Here is a 17,190-nt window from a genome sequence, read left to right on the forward strand (position 1 = left end):
ACCCGCACCGGCCCTTCGCTCGTCAGTCGATCACCTTCCCTCGTCCCGACTTCACCGTGCTGCGGCGCGACTTGTGCTCGAGCCGCCGTTCCTTCGACGCACGCGTCGGCCGCGTCGCGACCCGGGCACGCGGCGTGTACGCGACGCTGCCGATCAACGTATCGAGCCGTGCCAGCGCGGCCTCGCGGTTCTTCTCCTGCGTCCGATATTCCTGCGACTTGATCACGACGATGCCGTCGCGCGTGATGCGCTGGTCGGACAGCGCAAGCAGCCGCTCCTTGAGGACCGGCGGCAGCGACGACGCGCGAATGTCGAAGCGCAGATGAATCGCGCTCGACACCTTGTTCACGTTCTGGCCGCCCGCGCCCTGCGCGCGCACGGCCGTCCATTCGACCTCGGCCGGATCGAGCGTATAGCGAATCATCATCGCGAAACCTCCATGCGGCGCCGGGCAAGCGCCTCGTCGACGCGGGCCGCGAGCCCCGAATCGCGCTGCGTGCGTGTCGCGACCGCCTGCGCCAGCACGCGCCTCGGCCCGATCACCTGCACGCGCGTGCGGGCGCGCGTGACGGCCGTATAGACCAGCTCGCGCGTCAGCACCCGGCCGAACGACGCGGGCAGCACGAGCGCCGCTTCGTCGAATTCCGAGCCCTGCGATTTGTGCACCGTCAGCGCGAACGCCGTTTCGTGCGGCGGCAGCGCAGCCGGCGACACCGCCCGCGCGGTGCCGTCCGCGCGCCGGAACCACACGCGGAGCACGCCATGCGCGTCGGGCAGCGCAATGCCGATATCACCGTTGAACAGCCCCAGCGCGTAGTCGTTGCGTGTAACCATGATCGGCCGCCCGGTGAACCAGTGCGCGCCGACCGCGAGCGGCACGCGAGCCGCATGCCGTACGTGCGCGGCCACCAGCGCATTGACGTGTTCCGCGCCGCGCGAGCCGCTGCGGGTCGCGCACAGGATCCGGAACCGGTTGAGCGCGTCGAACAGCGGCAGCGGATCGGGCACCGGCGCGGCCAGCGCATCGCGCAATGCGTCGAGGTAGGCGCCGAAACGCCGGGCGAGCCGCTCGACCGTCGACGACGCCAGCGTGTCGCCCGCATCGTCGTGAAAGGACGCGGCGGCCGAGTCGTCGGCGGGCAGCGCCTCGAGCGCCGCCTGTACGTCGCCGCGGCGGATCGCGACCGACAGCCGCCCGATCGGCGAATCGAGACCGAAACGGTAATTGCGTTCGAGCCATACCACGCAGTCCGCGAGCGGCGCCGGAGCGGGCGTGCCGGTGGACGCGGCTGCGGCCGGCGCTTCATCGGCCAACAACGATACAGGCGCCGTCATCGATGCAAGCGCCGCATCGCCTGCGTCGAACGGCGGCAGCTCGATGGCGTCGAGCCATGCAAGGTCGTCGGGCTCGATCCAGGCGGGCGCATCACCCTCTGGTGCGCCGGCATCGGTCGGTGCCGACCCGGTGGGCGGTGGCGGCGCGATGTCGATGTCAATGTCGGCCGGCGACACTTCGTCATCCTGCGGTTCATCGTCGAAGAGCGATGCCTGTCGCGCATCGACTTTCGGTCGAGACGCCGATTTGCGCGAAACAGGCGCAGATGCCGATGGCGACGCCGGAGCCCGTGCGGACGCGGTAACCGGATGCGCGGCCGGCGCCGCCTCGTCCGGCACCGGCAACGCCGCGACGAACGTCGCCTCGTCGATGCCCAGCGCCTGCGCGATGCGCGTGCGCGCCGCGGCGGTGAACGCCGGCCGCGCGCTCAGTTCCGCGAATACGGCGCCGGCCTCGACCGCCGCCAGTTGATCCTTGTCGCCCAGCAACACGAGCCGCGCGCCCGGCGCGAGCGCGTCGAGCAGATGCGCGGCGAGCGCGACGTCGATCATCGACGCCTCGTCGACGACGATCAGATCGTACGGCAACGGATTGTCGCGATGATGCCGGAAGCCGGCCGCCCCGCCGCCGCCGAGCAGCCGATGCAGCGTGTACGACGTGTCGGGCAGGCGCGCCGCGAGCTCGGGCGGCAGATCGCCTGCGCGCGCGTGCAGCGCCTCCTGCATCCGCTGCGCGGCCTTGCCGGTCGGTGCGGCCAGCGCGATGCGCAGCCCCGGGTGCGCGTCGAGCAGACAGGCCAGCACGCCGACGACGGTCGTCGTCTTGCCCGTGCCCGGCCCGCCGCTGACGATCGTCACGCGGCCGGTCAGCGCGACGATCGCCGCGACGCGCTGCCAGTCGACTTCACCGGTGGCCGGCCCGAAGTAACGGGCGAGACTGTCGCGCAGCCGGTCGGGCGACAGGCCTTCGTCCGGCGCGGCGACGCCGGCCTGCGCGACGAGCGCATCGGCAAGCCGCCGTTCGTAATCGAAATAGCGCGACAGGTACAGGTGATCGAGCCGGTCGACGATCAGCGGCCGCTCGTCGCCGCGCGCGAGCGTGCCGAACGCGACCACGCCGCTCGCGGCAAGCGCGGCGCGGACCTCGTCGAGCGGCGCTTCGTAGCGCTGCGCAAGCGCGCCAAGCGCGACGCACACATGGCCGCTCGCGGTCGCACGGCTCGTCGCGAACGCGGCGCGCGCCGCCCAGCGTGCCGACGCGGACGGCGCACCGGCACGTCGCGCGAGGTCGCCGATGCGGCGCGCGAAGCCTTCCGCGAGCGCGATGCCGAAATCGGCCGGCTCGGGCAGCCGCGCGACGAGACCGCCGGTGAATTCGAGCATGTCGTCGGATGCGGTCATGCGCGGCCCCCGTCCATCATCCGGTCGAGTGCGTCGACGAGCGCGCGGGCGGGCCGCCGCGCATGCACGCCGGCCGGCTCGCCGCCGCTGCGCCAACCTGGCCGCACGCCGCGCACGAACAGGTACAGGTAACCCGCGATATGCGTGTCGTAGTCGTAATCCGGCAACCGGCCGCGCAGATAGCGATGCAGCGCGACCGTATAGAGCAGCGCCTGCAGGTGATACGCGTGATCGGCCATCGCGACGTCGAGCGCGCGCGGGCCATAGGCGTCCGGCGTCGTGCCGAGGTGGTTCGACTTCCAGTCGACGATCCAGAAACGGCCGTCGTGTTCGACGATCATGTCGATGAAACCCTTGATGAAACCGGCGAGCGTACCCGCCTCCAGTGCAACGTCCGGATAGCCGTGCGCGACCAGCAGCCGGCGCAGCGCCAGCAGGTCGAGCGACGGCGCCGGAAACAGGAAACCCATTTCGTCGAGCCGCTTCGCCGGATCGAGATCCACGAGCCGCATGCCCGGCACGAGCTCGGTGTGCACGACGTCGTCGACGAGCCGCACCATCATCGCCGGCAGACGCGCCGCAAGCGCCGGCTCGGCCTCGACCGGCCGGTCGTGCAGCGCGCCGAGCGCGGCCGCGTGCCACGATTCGGGTTCCGTGAACCGGCTGAGTTCGAACAGGCGGTGCAGGCATTCGCCGGCCGCCGCGCCGCGCGGGAACACGAGGATGTCGTCGTCCGGCGGATCAGCCGCAATCGTATCGGCCAGTATTAGTTCGCCGTCCGGCATCACCGCGGCGAGCGCATCGTGATCGGGCCGCAGTTCGTCGTCGGGCACGGCCGCGACGCCCGCCTCCTCGCGCGCCATCGACGCGGTCAGCGAGCTGAAGCTCGCCATGCGCCACGCATCGCGCAGCACGCGCGTCGCATGGCGCGCCGCGAGCGTCTGCGACGCGTCGTGCCCGGCCGCGAGACGCTCGCGGCGCGCGGGTACGGGCAGCGGCGCGACGCTCACGGGGCCGCCCGCGAGCGCGCGCCATGCCGTCTCGAGCGCGGCTTCGTCGGGCGGCTCGTCGAGCCACGCATCGAACGCATGGCCGGCACCGGCGACGAGCCAGTTGAGCACGCTGCGCCGCGCTTCGCGCGTCGAACGCGACGACAGGTAGGGGCCGGCCACGACATAGCAGCGATACACCGCGCGCGTGAGCGCCACGTAGACGAGCCGCGCGCGCTCCGCGGCCTGCTCGCGCAGCGCCTGCCGCGCCGCGTGCGCGGCCGCTTCGTCGTCGCATCCGTAATGCAGCACCGCATCGCCCGCGTCGTCGTGATACTCGCGCGCGTCGGGCAGCGCGGACGACGGCGGCTCGCGCAGCCCGCCGTCGTTCAGGAACGGACAGAACACGACCGCGTATTCGAGCCCCTTCGACTTGTGCACCGTGACGATCTGCACGAGGTTGCGATCGGATTCGAGCCGCAGTTGCGCTTCCTCGCCGCCGCCGTCGAGCCGTTGCGCGGCGAGCCAGCGCAGCGTCGGCGCGATGCCCGGTTGCGCGGACGCCCGTGCCTGCGTCAACTCGGCCAGATGGTTGATGTCGGTCACGCGGCGTTCGCCGTCCGCGCCGGCCATCAGCCGTTCGGCGATCCGCAGCTCGCGCGTGAACGTGCGCCACATCACCGCGAAGCCGCGTTCGCGCCACAGCAGCCGATACCGCGAGAAGCGCTCGACCCAGCTCATCGCATCGGCACTGTCGGCCGCCGACGCGCCGGATGGCGCATCGCCGTCGCCCTGCTCCATGCGCCACAGCGCACCGGCATCGAGCCCGAACCAGTCGGACGCGAGCGCCGCGCGCAGACGCCGCAGATCGCCCGGCGCATCGATCGCCGCCAGCACGCGTTCGAGCTGTTCGGCGTCGCCGGTCGAGAACACCGACGCCTGTGCCAGCTCGACGCTGCCGATGCCCCACGTCGCGAGCACGCGCTTCACGAGGCTGCCCTGCCGGTGCGTCTGCACGAGCACCGCGATGTCGCCCGGCGACAACGGTGACTCTCCCAACCGCACACGCCCTTCACGCGCGCCGGCCATCAGCCGTGCGATCTCGGCCGCACAGGCCTGCGCAGCCTGCGCCTGCGCATCGCGCTTGAGCAGCGTGCCTTCGCCGCCCGGCAGCGCCCACACCCGGAAATCGCCGGCCGGGCCCGGATCGGTCTCGTCGACGAACGGCGCACGCACGCGCGTGCCGGCGCGCACCGCGTAATAGTCGAGCCCGTCGAGCACGAACGCGCGCGGATTCGACAGGAAGAAGCGGTTGCACGCATCGACGATCGCGGGTGTCGAGCGCTGGTTGACCGCGAGCGTGTAGCACGCGCTCGCCCGTGCGCGCGCGGCGAGATAGGTATGCAGGTCGGCCGCGCGGAAACTGTAGATCGCCTGCTTCGGATCGCCGACGAGGAACAGCGGGCCGCCCGGCGCGAAGATCCGGTCGAAGATCGCGAACTGCAGCGGATCGGTATCCTGGAACTCGTCGATCAGCGCCGCCGGATAGCGCGCGCGCAGCGTTTCGGCGAGCCACGGATGCGCGTGCAGCGCGTGATACAGGTTCGCGAGCAGATCGTCGAACGACACGACGCGACGCGTGCGCTTGCGCTCGGCCAGCTCGCCGGGCGCCATGTCGAGCCATTCGGCGATCAGCGCGAGCCAGCGTGCGCGCTGCGCGGCCTCGGCCGCGGCCACGGCCGCTTCGAGCGCGTCGGCCACGTCGAAGAACGCGTGTGCGGGTGTCGCACCGCCTTTTTTGGTTGCCTTCGTCAGCGCGGTTTGCGTGAGCTTCAGCGCGGCTTTCGGCAGCGCGGCCGTCGCGTCGCCCTGTTCGAAATGCACGGCCCACGCGGCGAGCGCATCGGCGACCGCGTCGGGTTTGTGCGAGCGCTGATTGAGCACGGGCTGCGCGGCGTGCAGCAACGCATCGATCGCGTCACGCTCGGCCGCCCACATCCGCGCCGCCTCCGCGAAGCATTCCGCGGCGGCCGCTTCCGCCGATTCGTCCGGCTCGGTCACGCCATCCCAGCGCAGCGCGGCGAGCGGCTTCTTCAGCCGACGTGCGAGCTGCGCATCGAGCGCGGCCGGGCCGGCGCCCGATTCGACGAGCCAGGTCGCGAAGCCCGGCCAGCGCGCGGCCGCCGGTTCGACACGCGTGCGCCAGAAATCCGCCGCGAGTTCGAAGCGCAGCGACGCATCGTCTGCCTCCATGTCGAACGCGAACGGCATCGCGGCCGCGAACGGCGCTTCCTGTAGCGCGCGCTGGCAGAACGCGTGGATCGTATGGATCGCCGCCTGGTCGAACGCGCGCAGCGCGCGCCGGATCCGCTTCGCGGCCGTCTCCGAGTCGAGCGCGCCGTCGTCGCCGAGCGTGGTCTCCAGCAGGCGCGCGATGAACGGATCTCCGCCGTCGTCACCCGTGTCGAGCGCATGCGCGAGCTGCGCGAGCCGGCTGCGAATCCGCTCGTGCAGCTCGGCCGTCGCCGCTTTCGTGAAGGTCACGACGAGGATCTCGTCCGCGCCGAGATCCTTTTCGAGCAGCAGACGCACATACAGCGCGCAGATGTTCCAGGTCTTGCCGGTGCCGGCCGACGCCTCGATCTGGTTGACGCCGTCGAGCGGGCACGCGAACACGTCGAGTTCGAGCGCCTGCTGCTGCGATACGGCGCTCATGCGACCTCCTTCAGATGCTCGACGAGCGGCTCGAACACGAGCCGCGCGAGCGTGCCGAACGGCTCGTCGAGCGACGGATGCGCGCCGCGCCACGCGATCGCGATGGCCGGGTCGTCGGCTTCGCTCACGACCCGCTCGTTGATCCACACGCTCGCGGCCTTGGCCTCGCCGTCGGATACTCGCGCCCACGCACTGCGCGGGAAAAACCGCAGCGGCATGCGCCGCCCCGCGCGAAACAGCGCGGCCAGCGGCGCGAGCCGTTCGAGCGGCGCCGCGACGGGCGTCAGCTCGAACGCACCGCCGCTGCCGACCCACAGCGTGCGGCGCGGGCCGCCGGGCTCGATCGCACAGTAGACGAGATGCGCGAGCCACGCGGACAGGTAATCGCGCGCGCTCGGCCGCGCATAGCGGTAGATGACCTGCCCGGCCGGCGTCAGCCGGTTCAGCGTGCCGTGCAATTCGAGCGGCGCGCTCACCGCGTCGGCCGCCAGCATCGCGTCGTCGGCGCCGAACAGCGCCTGCTCGGTGTCGGGCCACTTCGGTGCGACAAGGAGCGAGAACGGCCGCCGCTCGATGCCATCGGCCAACGCACGGCGCACGTTCGACGCAAGCTGCGTCATCGAACCGAGCGCCTGGTCGCGCCACACCGCGCCCGTCGCGCCGCCGGGCAGTTCGGGGCTCGCGTCCGCAATGCGCAGCGCGTGATCGTGCACGCCACCCTCGTCTGCTTCGATCAGGAGCGGCAGCACGCGCTCGGCCAGCGCGTCGCTACCGGCAAAGTCCAGCGCGAATGGCTCGGTATCGAGCAGTTCCGCCTGCGCGTCGGTCAGCACGATGCCGAGCCGACCGCGCAGCAACGCACGCGCCGGATGCCGCCAGAAACGTTCGAACTCGCTGAACGCGACGGGCTCGACCGGCTCGGCCGGCAGCGGCTGCGCGAAGAACGGCTGCTCGCGCTGCTGGCCGCGCGACGCTTCGGCGGCCAGCAGCGACGCGAGTGTCGCCCGCTCGGCATCGTACGAAACGAGTTCGCTGCCCGGCTGGAAGTACGCGGCCGCGAAAGGTTGCAGCGGATGTTCGACGATGAACGCGCGCCGCGCGGCATCGACCGCATCCGGTGGGGCGCCGGGCCCGGCCGCGACGATCGCCAGATGATCGAGCAGTTCGTCGACGAGCGCCGCGGGCGGCAACGGCGCATTGTCGCGGATGCTGCGGCCCGTATAGGCGATCAGCAGGCGGTCGCGTGCGGCGAGCAACAGGTCGAGAAACAGATTGCGCTCGTCGTCGCGACGCTGCCGGTCGCCCAGCTTCGGCAGCACGGCCATCAGGTCGAATTCATCCGCGCGCGCGAGACTCGGCAGCACGCCGTCGTCCATCCCGAGCAGGCAGACGACGCGATACGGCAGCCCGCGCAAGCTCGTCAGCGAAGAGAACGTGACGCCGCCCCACGGCACGCCGCCGCGGGCCGGATCGTCGAGCGCCGCGGCGAGCCCCGCGCGCACGACGGCCGCCGGCAACGCCTCGTCCGGCGCCCCTTCCGTCATCGCGGCCAGCATCGCGTCGAGCGCGTCGCGCACGCCGGCCAGCGCGTCGGCATACGCGGCGCCCGAATCGAAGAAGCGCGCGAGCGTGTCGGCAAACAGTTCGCTCCAGCCGCGCGGCGTGTGCGACTCCGCGAGTCGCCGCGCGAAGCCGTCGAGATCGTCGGTGAAGCGTGCGAGCCGGCCGAGCAGTTCGGCCTCGCTGCCGGTGGCCGCCTCGATCGGCAACCACGCGCCGATCGGCGCCGCCCCTTCGGGCATCGCATAGCCGAGAAAGAGGCGCGCGAGCGCATCGGAGAACGTATGGCGCGGCGCGGGCACGGCCGCGTCGTCGCTCGCGAGCGGCGACAGCCCGCGCCGCGCGCCGGCGGCCGCGAGCCAGGTCTGCACGGTTTCGAGCGCGGCCGCGTCGATGTCGTAGCGCGCAGCCACCGCATCCACGCGCAGCCATTCGACCAGCTCCGGCGCGCCGACCTGCCGCTCCGGCAACGCGAGCCAGTCGAGCAGCACGCGCGCGACCGGGTTCGCCTGCGACGGCGGCAAGCCGGTGATCCGGTACGGCACCCGCGCGCCGCCGGCGCCGGCCGTGCCGAACACCGCGTCGATCAGGGGCCCGGCCGCGGCGAGATCGGCGACCGCGACGAGCACGTCGGACGGCTGCAGGCTCGCATCGGCGTCGAACCAGGCAAGCAACCGGTCGTGCAGCACCTCGAGCTGGCGCGCGAGGCTGTGGCACACATGCACCTCGATCCCCCGCTCGACCAGCGTGTCGCCGATTTCGGCCTCCGGTTGCAATTCGAGGATCGCATTCTGCACGCGCGCGAGCCAGGTGGGCGCGGGATTCTCGACGAAACGCGACGCATCGCCCGACGCGGCGCTTTCGGTCAGTTCGTGCAGCATGTGCAGTTGCGCCTGCGTCTGCCGGCCCCATTCGGCGAGCAGCGGATGACCGACTTCCTGATAGTCGCGCCGCCCTGCCGCATCGAGCGCCTCGGCATGCGCGGCGGTCACGATGTCGAACCAGAATTCGCGGCACGGGTTCAGCGCGTAGACGCGCACGTCGATCCAGCGCGACAGTTCGCGCAACAGCGCGACGTGCAGCGGCGGCATCGTCGGCAGCGCGAACACGCTGACCGATTCGGGCCAGTCGGCGCGCGCGACCGCGTCGGCATCGAGATGGCGCGCTTCGACGAGGAAGCGGTGTGCCGGCGGCGTGCCGCTGTCGCTCAACTCGGCGAGCAGCGCACGCCACAGCGCGGCCTGCCAGCGCTCGTCGTCGCGCGCGGCGTCGCTGATCCCGCGCGGCGCGCCGTCGCCCGCGAGCACCGATTCGCCGGCCTGCCACGCGGCCAGCCATTCGGGGCGGTAGGTCAGGTAGTGATCGAGCACGGCCGCGACGCGATGGGCCAGCTCGTAGCGCATCGCATCGTCGGAGGCTGACAGATACGCGGCGAGCCGCGGCGACGCGAGCCACGGCGCATCGCCTGCCTCCTGCGCGAACAGCCGGTAGCAGCGCCACACGAGCCGGTCGGGCGCGAACGGTGAGCGCGCGGGCACCGTCAGCACGCGGCCTATCTGCGCCCACAGCCACTGCGCGAGATAGGTGAACTCGACGTTCGCGCACACGCCATTGCGCGCGGCGATGTCGAGCTCGAGGCGGCGGCGCAGCGCCGCGCTCGGCACGATGACCTGTTGCGGCGCCCACGGGCCGTTGCGGGCCGGGAACGCGGCCAGATCCTCGAGCAGCGCGTCGGCCAGCGTTTCGTGACGGTTCGAATAGAAGAGATGGAGCATGAAGCGGGCGTCGGAACCTCGCACCGGCGGGACCGGGCGAACAGGATCACCAAGGATAGCAAATGGGCCGCCGCTGCGAACCTCGGCCGGAAAGCCAGGTTTTGCGGACCGCGAAATACGATAGACTCGTCGCCAGTCAATACGCCGCCCCGGGCGTCTTCGTCTGTCATTCAGCCCATCGATGCGCTATTCGGTCGAAATCAGAAAGTTTTTCTACAGCCAGTACTTTTTCGGCGGCCTGCGGATCGCGGTCGGCGTGTCGCTGCCGGCCGTGTTGTGCCTGATCGTGTTTCACAACCGGGAGCTCGGCTTCACGATCTCGACGGGCGCGCTCGGCGCGTGCGTGGTCGACATGCCGGGTCCGCTGAAGTACAAGCACAACGAAATGCTCGCGTGCAGCGTGATCGGCTTCCTGGCCGCGCTCGCGACCGGCCTCGCGACCCCGAACATCTTCGCGCTGTGGCTCACGATCGTGCCGCTCACGTTCGTGCTGTCGCTGATCGTCGTCTACGGCAACCGCTGGCCGCAGATCAGCTTCGCGACGCTGTTCATGATGGTGATGACGCTCGAGGAGAAGTTCACGCCGCTGCAGGCGTTCGTCAACGCCGGCTGGATTCTCGCGGGCGGCCTCTGGTACACGTACTGGGCCACGCTCGTGTCGCAATGGCAGGCGCGCCGGATCGAGCAGCAGGCGCTGGCCGAAAGCCTGTTCGCCTGCGCCGACTACCTGCTCGCACGCGCGCAGTTCTACGACCTCGACGCCGATCTCGACGAGTGCTACCGCAATCTCGTCGCCCGGCAGATCACCGCGGTCGAAACGCAGGAAACCGCGCGCGACATCGTGCTGCGCAACCTGCCGAAGCTGCGGCGCGGCAAGCTCGATCCCGGCCGCACGACGATGTACAACCTGTTCATCAACAGCGTCGACCTGCACGAGCTGTTCGTCGGCGCGCACACCGATTACCCGCTCGTGCGCAACACGTTCGGCGGCTCGGACCTGATCATTTTCTATCGCGACCTGATCCGCAAGGCCGCGGCCGATCTCGAGGAGGTCGGCCTCGCGGTGCTCGAAAACCGCGCGCCGCATTCGCACATCAGCGTGAAGGCCGAGCTGCGCGCGATCGAGTACGAAATCGAGCTGATGCGCAAGAAAAACTTCGCCGCCACCCACGCGGAAGCCTATGCGGCCGTGGTCGCGACGTTCCGGCGCATCTGGAGCGCGACGCGCCTGATCGACCGGATGCGCCGCAACCTGTCGGGCCACACCGATCCGCAGCAAACCGAACTGAAGATCGACAAGGCGCTCACGCGCTTCCTGCAGCGCCGCCGCATGTCGCCGCTGCTGATCTTCTCGAACCTGAACATGCGCTCGCCAAGCTTTCGCCATGCGCTGCGCGTGACGATCGCGGTGGCGGTCGGCTTCTGGATCGGCCGGCTGCTGCCGCTCACCAACGCATACTGGATCGTGATGACGACCATCATCATCCTGAAGCCCGGCTATTCGCTGACCAAGCAGCGCAACGCGGCGCGTATCGTCGGTACGCTGATCGGCTGCGCGGCGAGCGTCGCGCTGATCTACACGGTCAAGGATACGCACCTGCTGATCGCGATCATGTTCGGGTCGATGGTGATGAGCTACAGCCTGCTGCTGTTCAACTATGCGGCGAGCGTCGTGTTCACGTCGTCGTACGTGCTGCTGATGTTTCACCTGCTCGCGCCAGGCAGCATGCGGATCATCGGCGAACGCGCGATCGACACGGTGGTCGGCTGCATGATCGCGATCGCCGCGAGCCGGCTGTTCCCGTACTGGGAATACCGGCTGATGGGCAAGCTCGTCACCGACATGCTGACGTCCACCCGCAAGTATTTCGAGGCCGTGTGGCGTGCCGGGCGCGGCATGTCGCCGCCGCCGGTGCCGACCGCCGACGGTGCCGCCGTCGTCGCGGGCGTCGCCGCCGCGATCGAATCCCCGACGGCCAGCCTCGACGACGACTACCGCTACCGGCTCGCGCGCAAGGACGTGCACATCGCGTTCGCGAATCTCGGGCAGGCGTTCCAGCGGATGATGATCGAGCCGAAGGCGCACCAGCGCTTCGTGCCCGAACTGAACGACCTGCTCGTGCAGACGCACGTGCTCGGCGCGCAGATCACGGCCGCCGCGCCGCTGATCCGCAGCGCATGCGCGGCCGACGGCGGCCTCGTCCACGACGATGCGCTGCAGCGCGGCCTCGCCGCGGTGCTCGACAATCTCGAGAAGGCCGAGGCCGGCGAGCCGCCGCCCGCCGACCAGCTCGAAACGTCGAAGCAGATCACGCGCGATCTCGATGCGATGGTCGTGTCCGCGGAAAAATCCGACGCGGTCGGCGCCGAACTCACGCACGACCTGAAGGTGCTCGCGCACCAGTGCAAGCAGATGCTCGCGTCGTCGCTGCTGATCCGCAAGGATGCGAGCGTGATCCGCCTGCCCGCCTGAGCGCGGAGGTCCGCGCCGGCAGGCCGGCCCGCGCACGACGCGGCCGGCCAGCGGCGCGCTTCGATTCAACGATTCCCGAAGCATGCTCCACCCGCTCCACGCGGCCCGCGCATCCGGCGCGCGCCAGGTCTCATTCCGCACGCCGCGCCAGTCAGGGAATACCCGATTCCGGTCACCGGGTCCCGCTTGTTATCATTCGTCCACACCCAAGTTGTATATACAACTTGGGCCAATCGAACCGGCCCTGCTCGCACGGTTCGTCGCATAAAACGATCTCGGAGACTCGATGAAAAACTTGCAGCGCCACCTGAGCGCGCGGCACATCCGCTTTCTCGCGCTGGGCTCGGCGATCGGCACGGGCCTGTTCTACGGCTCCGCGTCCGCGATCCAGCTTGCCGGCCCGGCCGTGATCCTCGCGTACATCCTGGGCGGCGCGGCCGTCTACATGGTGATGCGCGCGCTCGGCGAGATGGCCGTGCGCGAACCCGTCGCCGGCTCGTTCGGCCACTACGCAACCGAGAACCTCGGCCCCTTCGCGGGCTTCGTCACCGGCTGGACCTACACGCTCGAAATGGTGATCGTCGCGATCGCGGACATCACCGCGTTCGGCATCTACATGGGCTTCTGGTTTCCGGACGTCCCGCAATGGATCTGGGTGCTCGGCGTCGTCGCGATCATCTGCGGGCTGAATCTGTGTCACGTGAAGGTGTTCGGCGAGCTCGAATTCTGGCTGTCGATCATCAAGGTCGGCGCGATCGTCGCGATGATCGGCGGCGGCGTCGCGATCCTGCTGACCGGCATGCGCTTCGGCCATTCGGCCGACGTGCCGACCTTCGCGAACCTGTGGAACCATGGCGGCTTCTTCCCGAACGGCATCGGCGGGCTGATCGCGTCGCTGTCGGTCGTGATCTTCGCGTACGGCGGGATCGAGGTGATCGGGATGAGCGCCGGCGAGGCGAAGGACCCGGAGCGCGTGATTCCGCGCGCGATCAACGCGGTGCCTGCACGCATCCTGCTGTTCTACGTGCTGACGATGGTCGTGCTGATGTCGATCAGCCCGTGGACGGGCGTCGGCAGCGACGGCAGCCCGTTCGTGCAGATCTTCTCGGCGCTCGGCGTGAAATCGGCCGCGACGATCCTGAACCTCGTGGTGATCAGCGCGGCGATCTCGGCGATCAACAGCGACATCTTCGGCGCGGGCCGGATGATGTTCGGGATGGCGCGGCAGGGTCAGGCGCCGCGCGTGCTGATGACGACGTCGCGCCACGGCGTGCCGTGGGTCACGGTGCTCGTGATGGCCGGCGCGCTGTTGGTGGGCGTGCTGCTCAACTACCTGATGCCGAAGGACGTGTTCCTGGTGGTCGCCGCGATCGCGACGTTCGCGACCGTGTGGGTCTGGCTGATGATCCTGCTGTCGCAGGTGGCGATGCGTCGCCGTCTGTCGAGTGCCGAAGTCGCCGCACTGAAGTTCAAGGTGCCGCTGTGGCCCGTCGCGCCCGCGCTGACGATCGCCTTCATGGGCTTCGTGATCGTGATGCTCGGCTGGTTCGAGGATACACGCGTTGCGCTGTATGTCGGCGCGGCATGGCTCGCGCTGCTCGCGGCCCTGTTCTACGCACGAATCCGTCCGAAATTCGCACCTGCGTCACGTTGACGCACGGCTGACTGGCCGATGCGGCGCGCTGGTTCCGACGCGCCTTTCGATGCCCCGGTTCCGCGCGGCGCCCGTCGCACCGGAAGCCGCGGATCGACTCCCGTGGCATGCCCCCCGTACGCGACCCAATCGGGCCGCGTCGCGGCGCGTCAGTGCGACGCCGCGCTCGCGGCCTCGGCCGGATGGGCCTCGTCGTACGCGTGCTTCTGCGAAATCGCGTTGTACAGGATCGTCCCGATCACGAGCAGCACGGCCACGACGATCAGGATGCTCACGTTGCGGACAGGGTTCTTCTTGCGCTGATCGTTCATGGTCGGTGCGGCTCCGTCAAATTCGTCGAAGCGGGCATTCTACGCGCTTGCGCCCACACTGCGCCGCCCCGTTCGCCGCCTTGCGGCCCTGGCTTCTCCTCCGCTTTCCGCCAGCTTTCGATTGTTAATCGTTCCCATTTCGATCTAGAATCCGAAGTCTTTCATTTTGTAATGTTTCGGGTCGCTCGGGCGGCAGGCGCGCCCCGGAACGCTCCCTCGTCCACCTGCCGCACCGGAGTCTTCATGTCGAATCCGCGCACCCGCCTGCTGCCGCTCGCCGGCGCCCTCGCCCTGGCTGCCGTTGCCTTCGCGCCGCTTGCCCACGCGGCCGAGGAAGTGAGCCTGTACACCACCCGCGAGCCGAAGCTGATCCAGCCGCTCATCGACGCGTTCACGAAGCAGAGCGGCGTCAAGGTCAACACGGTGTTCGTGAAGGACGGCCTGCTCGAGCGCGTGAAGGCGGAAGGCGCGCAGTCGCCGGCCGACGTGTTGATGACGGTCGACGTCGGCAACCTGCTCGACCTCGTCGACGGCGGGCTCACGCAGCCGGTGCGCTCGAAGGTGCTCGACGACGCGATACCCGCGAACCTGCGCGCCACGAACGGCGACTGGTACGCGCTGTCGTTGCGCGATCGCGTGCTGTACGTCGAAAAGGACCTGAAGGTCGACGCATTCCGCTACGAGGATCTCGCCGATCCGAAATGGAAGGGCAAGGTCTGCATCCGCTCGGGCCAGCATCCATACAACACCGCGCTCGTCGCGGCGATGATCGCGCACGACGGCGAGGCCGCGACCGAAAAATGGCTGCGCGGCGTGAAGGCGAACCTCGCACGCAAGGCGACCGGTGGCGACCGCGACGTCGCGCGCGACATCCTCGGCGGCATCTGCGACGTCGGCCTCGCGAACGCTTACTACGTCGGCCACATGAAAAACGCCGAACCGGGTAGCGATGCGCGCAAATGGGGCGACGCGATCAGGGTCGTGCGCCCGACCTTCGCGAATACGAAAAGCGGCGGCACGCACGTGAACATCAGCGGCGCGACGGTCGCGAAGCACGCGCCGCACAAGGCCAACGCGGTGAAACTGCTCGAATATCTCGTGTCGCCGGAAGCGCAGGCGCTGTATGCGCAGGCGAACTACGAATACCCTGTGCGCGCGAACGTGAAGCTCGACCCGGTGATCGCCAGCTTCGGCACGCTGAAAGTCGATCCGCTGCCGCTGGCGGACATCGCGAAGCATCGCAAGCAGGCGAGCCAGCTCGTCGACAAGGTCGGCTTTGACAACTGACGCATCGCCTCCGGCCCGCGCCTATCGCGAGCCGCGCGGCCCACGTCCGCGGCTGCGACTACGCGCGGGCAGCCTGTGGCTGCTTGCGGCGCTGACGATCGCCGCGGCGGTCGCGGCGCCGCTCGCGGTGCTCGTGGCCGCCGCATTCGACGCCGATCTCGCGCACTGGCGGCATCTCGCCGAATTCGTCCTGCCGCAGGCGCTCGTCAATACGCTCCTGTTGCTCGCCGGGGTCGGCACGATCGTGTCGATCGTCGGCACCGGCTGCGCATGGCTCGTCACCGCCTACGATTTTCCCGGTCGCCGGATCCTGACCTGGGCACTGCTGCTGCCGCTCGCGGTCCCCACCTACATCGTCGCGTTCGCGTATCTCGATTTGCTGCATCCGATCGGCCCCGTGCAGGGCGCGATCCGCTGGCTGCTCGGCTTCGACAGCCCGCGCCAGTTCCGCCTGCCCGACCTGCGCTCGCTGCCCGGCGCGATCTTCGTGCTCGGCTTCGTGCTGTACCCGTATGTCTATCTGAGTACGCGCGCGATGTTCGTCACGCAATCCGCGAGCCTGCTCGAAGCCGCGCGCACGCTCGGCGCGGGCCGCCTCGCGACGTTCTGGCGCGTCGTCGTGCCGTTGGCCCGTCCGGCGATCGCGGTCGGCGTGAGCCTCGCGCTGCTCGAAACGCTGAACGATATCGGCGCGTCGGAATTCCTCGGCGTGCAGACGCTGACCGTGTCCGTCTATACGACGTGGATCACGCGCTCCGATCTCGCCGGCGCCGCGCAGATCGCGCTGGCGATGCTCGCGATCGTCGTCGGCATGATCGCGCTCGAACGCTATGGGCGCCGCCGCCAGCGCTACGCGCACGGCCGGCGCATGCGGCCGATCGCGCCGTGCCGCCTGACCGGCGCGGCCGCGCTGGGCGCCGCCGTGCTCGGCTGGCTGCCCGTCCTGCTCGGCTTCGGCGCGCCGGCCGCGTACCTCGCGGTCGAAACGGCCAAGCGGCTGCACCTCGTCGGCGGCGTCTCCGCGCAACTGATGACCGGGCTCGCGAACACGCTGACGATCGCGACCGCCGCCACCGTCACGACGCTCGCGTGCGGGCTCGTCGTCGCGTGGGCCGCGCGCGCGCAGCGTGACAGCGCCCGTGCGGGCCCTGCCCGCCTGTGCGCGCGGATCGCAAGCCTCGGCTACGCGGTGCCAGGCACCGTACTCGCGATCGGCCTGCTGATTCCGTTCGCGGCGGCCGACCGGCTGTTCGGCGCGGCGCTCGGCCGCGACGGGCTGCTGCTGATGGGTTCGGCGACCGCGCTCGTGATCGCCTATACCGTGCGTTTTCTCGCGATCCCGGCCGGCGGCATCGAGGCCGGCCTCGCGCGCATTCCGCCGTCGCTCGAACAGGCCGCGCGCTCGCTCGGCGAGACGGCCAGTGGCACGTTGCGCCGCGTCCACCTGCCGCTGTTGCGGCCCGCGCTCACGACGAGCGCGCTGCTGGTGTTCGTCGACGCGATGAAGGAGCTACCGGCCACGCTGCTGCTGCGTCCGTTGAATTTCGACACGCTCGCGACCTGGCTGTATGCGGAAGCCGCGCGCGGCACCTATGAAGAAGGCGCGGTCGCCGCGCTCGCGATCGTGCTGGCCGGGCTCGTGCCCGTGATCCTGCTCGCACGCACCCGCCACAAGATCGGAACCTGACAC

At 69.9% G+C, this 17,190-nt stretch carries 9 protein-coding genes; 4 read left to right on the forward strand and 5 right to left on the reverse strand.

All coding sequences use genetic code 11. From position 1 onward, the window contains the following. Positions 1 to 22: 22 nt before the first annotated feature. From arfB to recC, 4 genes are read right to left on the reverse strand one after another with little or no spacing between them, the layout of a single operon-like run. The gene (arfB, locus tag HWX07_RS10090; protein WP_006476409.1) at positions 23 to 427 is read right to left on the reverse strand and encodes an alternative ribosome rescue aminoacyl-tRNA hydrolase ArfB; all 405 of its coding nucleotides are present in this window, start codon (positions 425 to 427) and stop codon (positions 23 to 25) included. Then, on the reverse strand, positions 424 to 2,736 hold the full coding sequence (locus tag HWX07_RS10095; protein ID WP_175876228.1) for an AAA family ATPase: 2,313 nt from the start codon (positions 2,734 to 2,736) through the stop codon (positions 424 to 426). Before HWX07_RS10095 ends, arfB begins: the two co-directional genes overlap by 4 nt. Then, on the reverse strand, positions 2,733 to 6,440 hold the full coding sequence (recB, locus tag HWX07_RS10100) for an exodeoxyribonuclease V subunit beta (protein WP_175876229.1): 3,708 nt from the start codon (positions 6,438 to 6,440) through the stop codon (positions 2,733 to 2,735). Before recB ends, HWX07_RS10095 begins: the two co-directional genes overlap by 4 nt. After that, the gene (recC, locus tag HWX07_RS10105; protein WP_175876230.1) at positions 6,437 to 9,775 is read right to left on the reverse strand and encodes an exodeoxyribonuclease V subunit gamma; all 3,339 of its coding nucleotides are present in this window, start codon (positions 9,773 to 9,775) and stop codon (positions 6,437 to 6,439) included. Before recC ends, recB begins: the two co-directional genes overlap by 4 nt. A gap of 181 nt (positions 9,776 to 9,956) precedes the next feature. On the opposite strand from recC, the gene HWX07_RS10110 reads away from it, so the two are divergent. Beyond that, positions 9,957 to 12,248, forward strand: coding sequence for an FUSC family membrane protein (locus HWX07_RS10110; protein WP_175876231.1), 2,292 nt, complete (start codon positions 9,957 to 9,959; stop codon positions 12,246 to 12,248). A gap of 286 nt (positions 12,249 to 12,534) precedes the next feature. Beyond that, a complete protein-coding gene (locus tag HWX07_RS10115; protein ID WP_175876232.1) occupies positions 12,535 to 13,902 on the forward strand; it encodes an amino acid permease in 1,368 nt (455 codons plus the stop codon). 149 nt (positions 13,903 to 14,051) lie between these two features. Here the strand turns inward: HWX07_RS10115 and HWX07_RS10120 are convergent, their stop codons facing one another. Next, positions 14,052 to 14,213 carry a hypothetical protein gene (locus HWX07_RS10120; RefSeq protein WP_006476417.1) on the reverse strand — a complete coding sequence of 54 codons (162 nt, stop codon included), beginning with the start codon at positions 14,211 to 14,213 and terminating at the stop codon, positions 14,052 to 14,054. A gap of 243 nt (positions 14,214 to 14,456) precedes the next feature. Between HWX07_RS10120 and HWX07_RS10125 the strand changes: the two genes are divergently transcribed. Continuing rightward, the gene (locus HWX07_RS10125) at positions 14,457 to 15,500 is read left to right on the forward strand and encodes a Fe(3+) ABC transporter substrate-binding protein (protein WP_006476418.1); all 1,044 of its coding nucleotides are present in this window, start codon (positions 14,457 to 14,459) and stop codon (positions 15,498 to 15,500) included. Continuing rightward, a complete protein-coding gene (locus tag HWX07_RS10130; RefSeq protein WP_175876233.1) occupies positions 15,490 to 17,187 on the forward strand; it encodes an iron ABC transporter permease in 1,698 nt (565 codons plus the stop codon). Before HWX07_RS10125 ends, HWX07_RS10130 begins: the two co-directional genes overlap by 11 nt. Positions 17,188 to 17,190 lie beyond the last annotated feature (3 nt).

Source organism: Burkholderia sp. BCC0097, from assembly GCF_902832985.1.
Lineage (GTDB): Bacteria > Pseudomonadota > Gammaproteobacteria > Burkholderiales > Burkholderiaceae > Burkholderia > Burkholderia orbicola.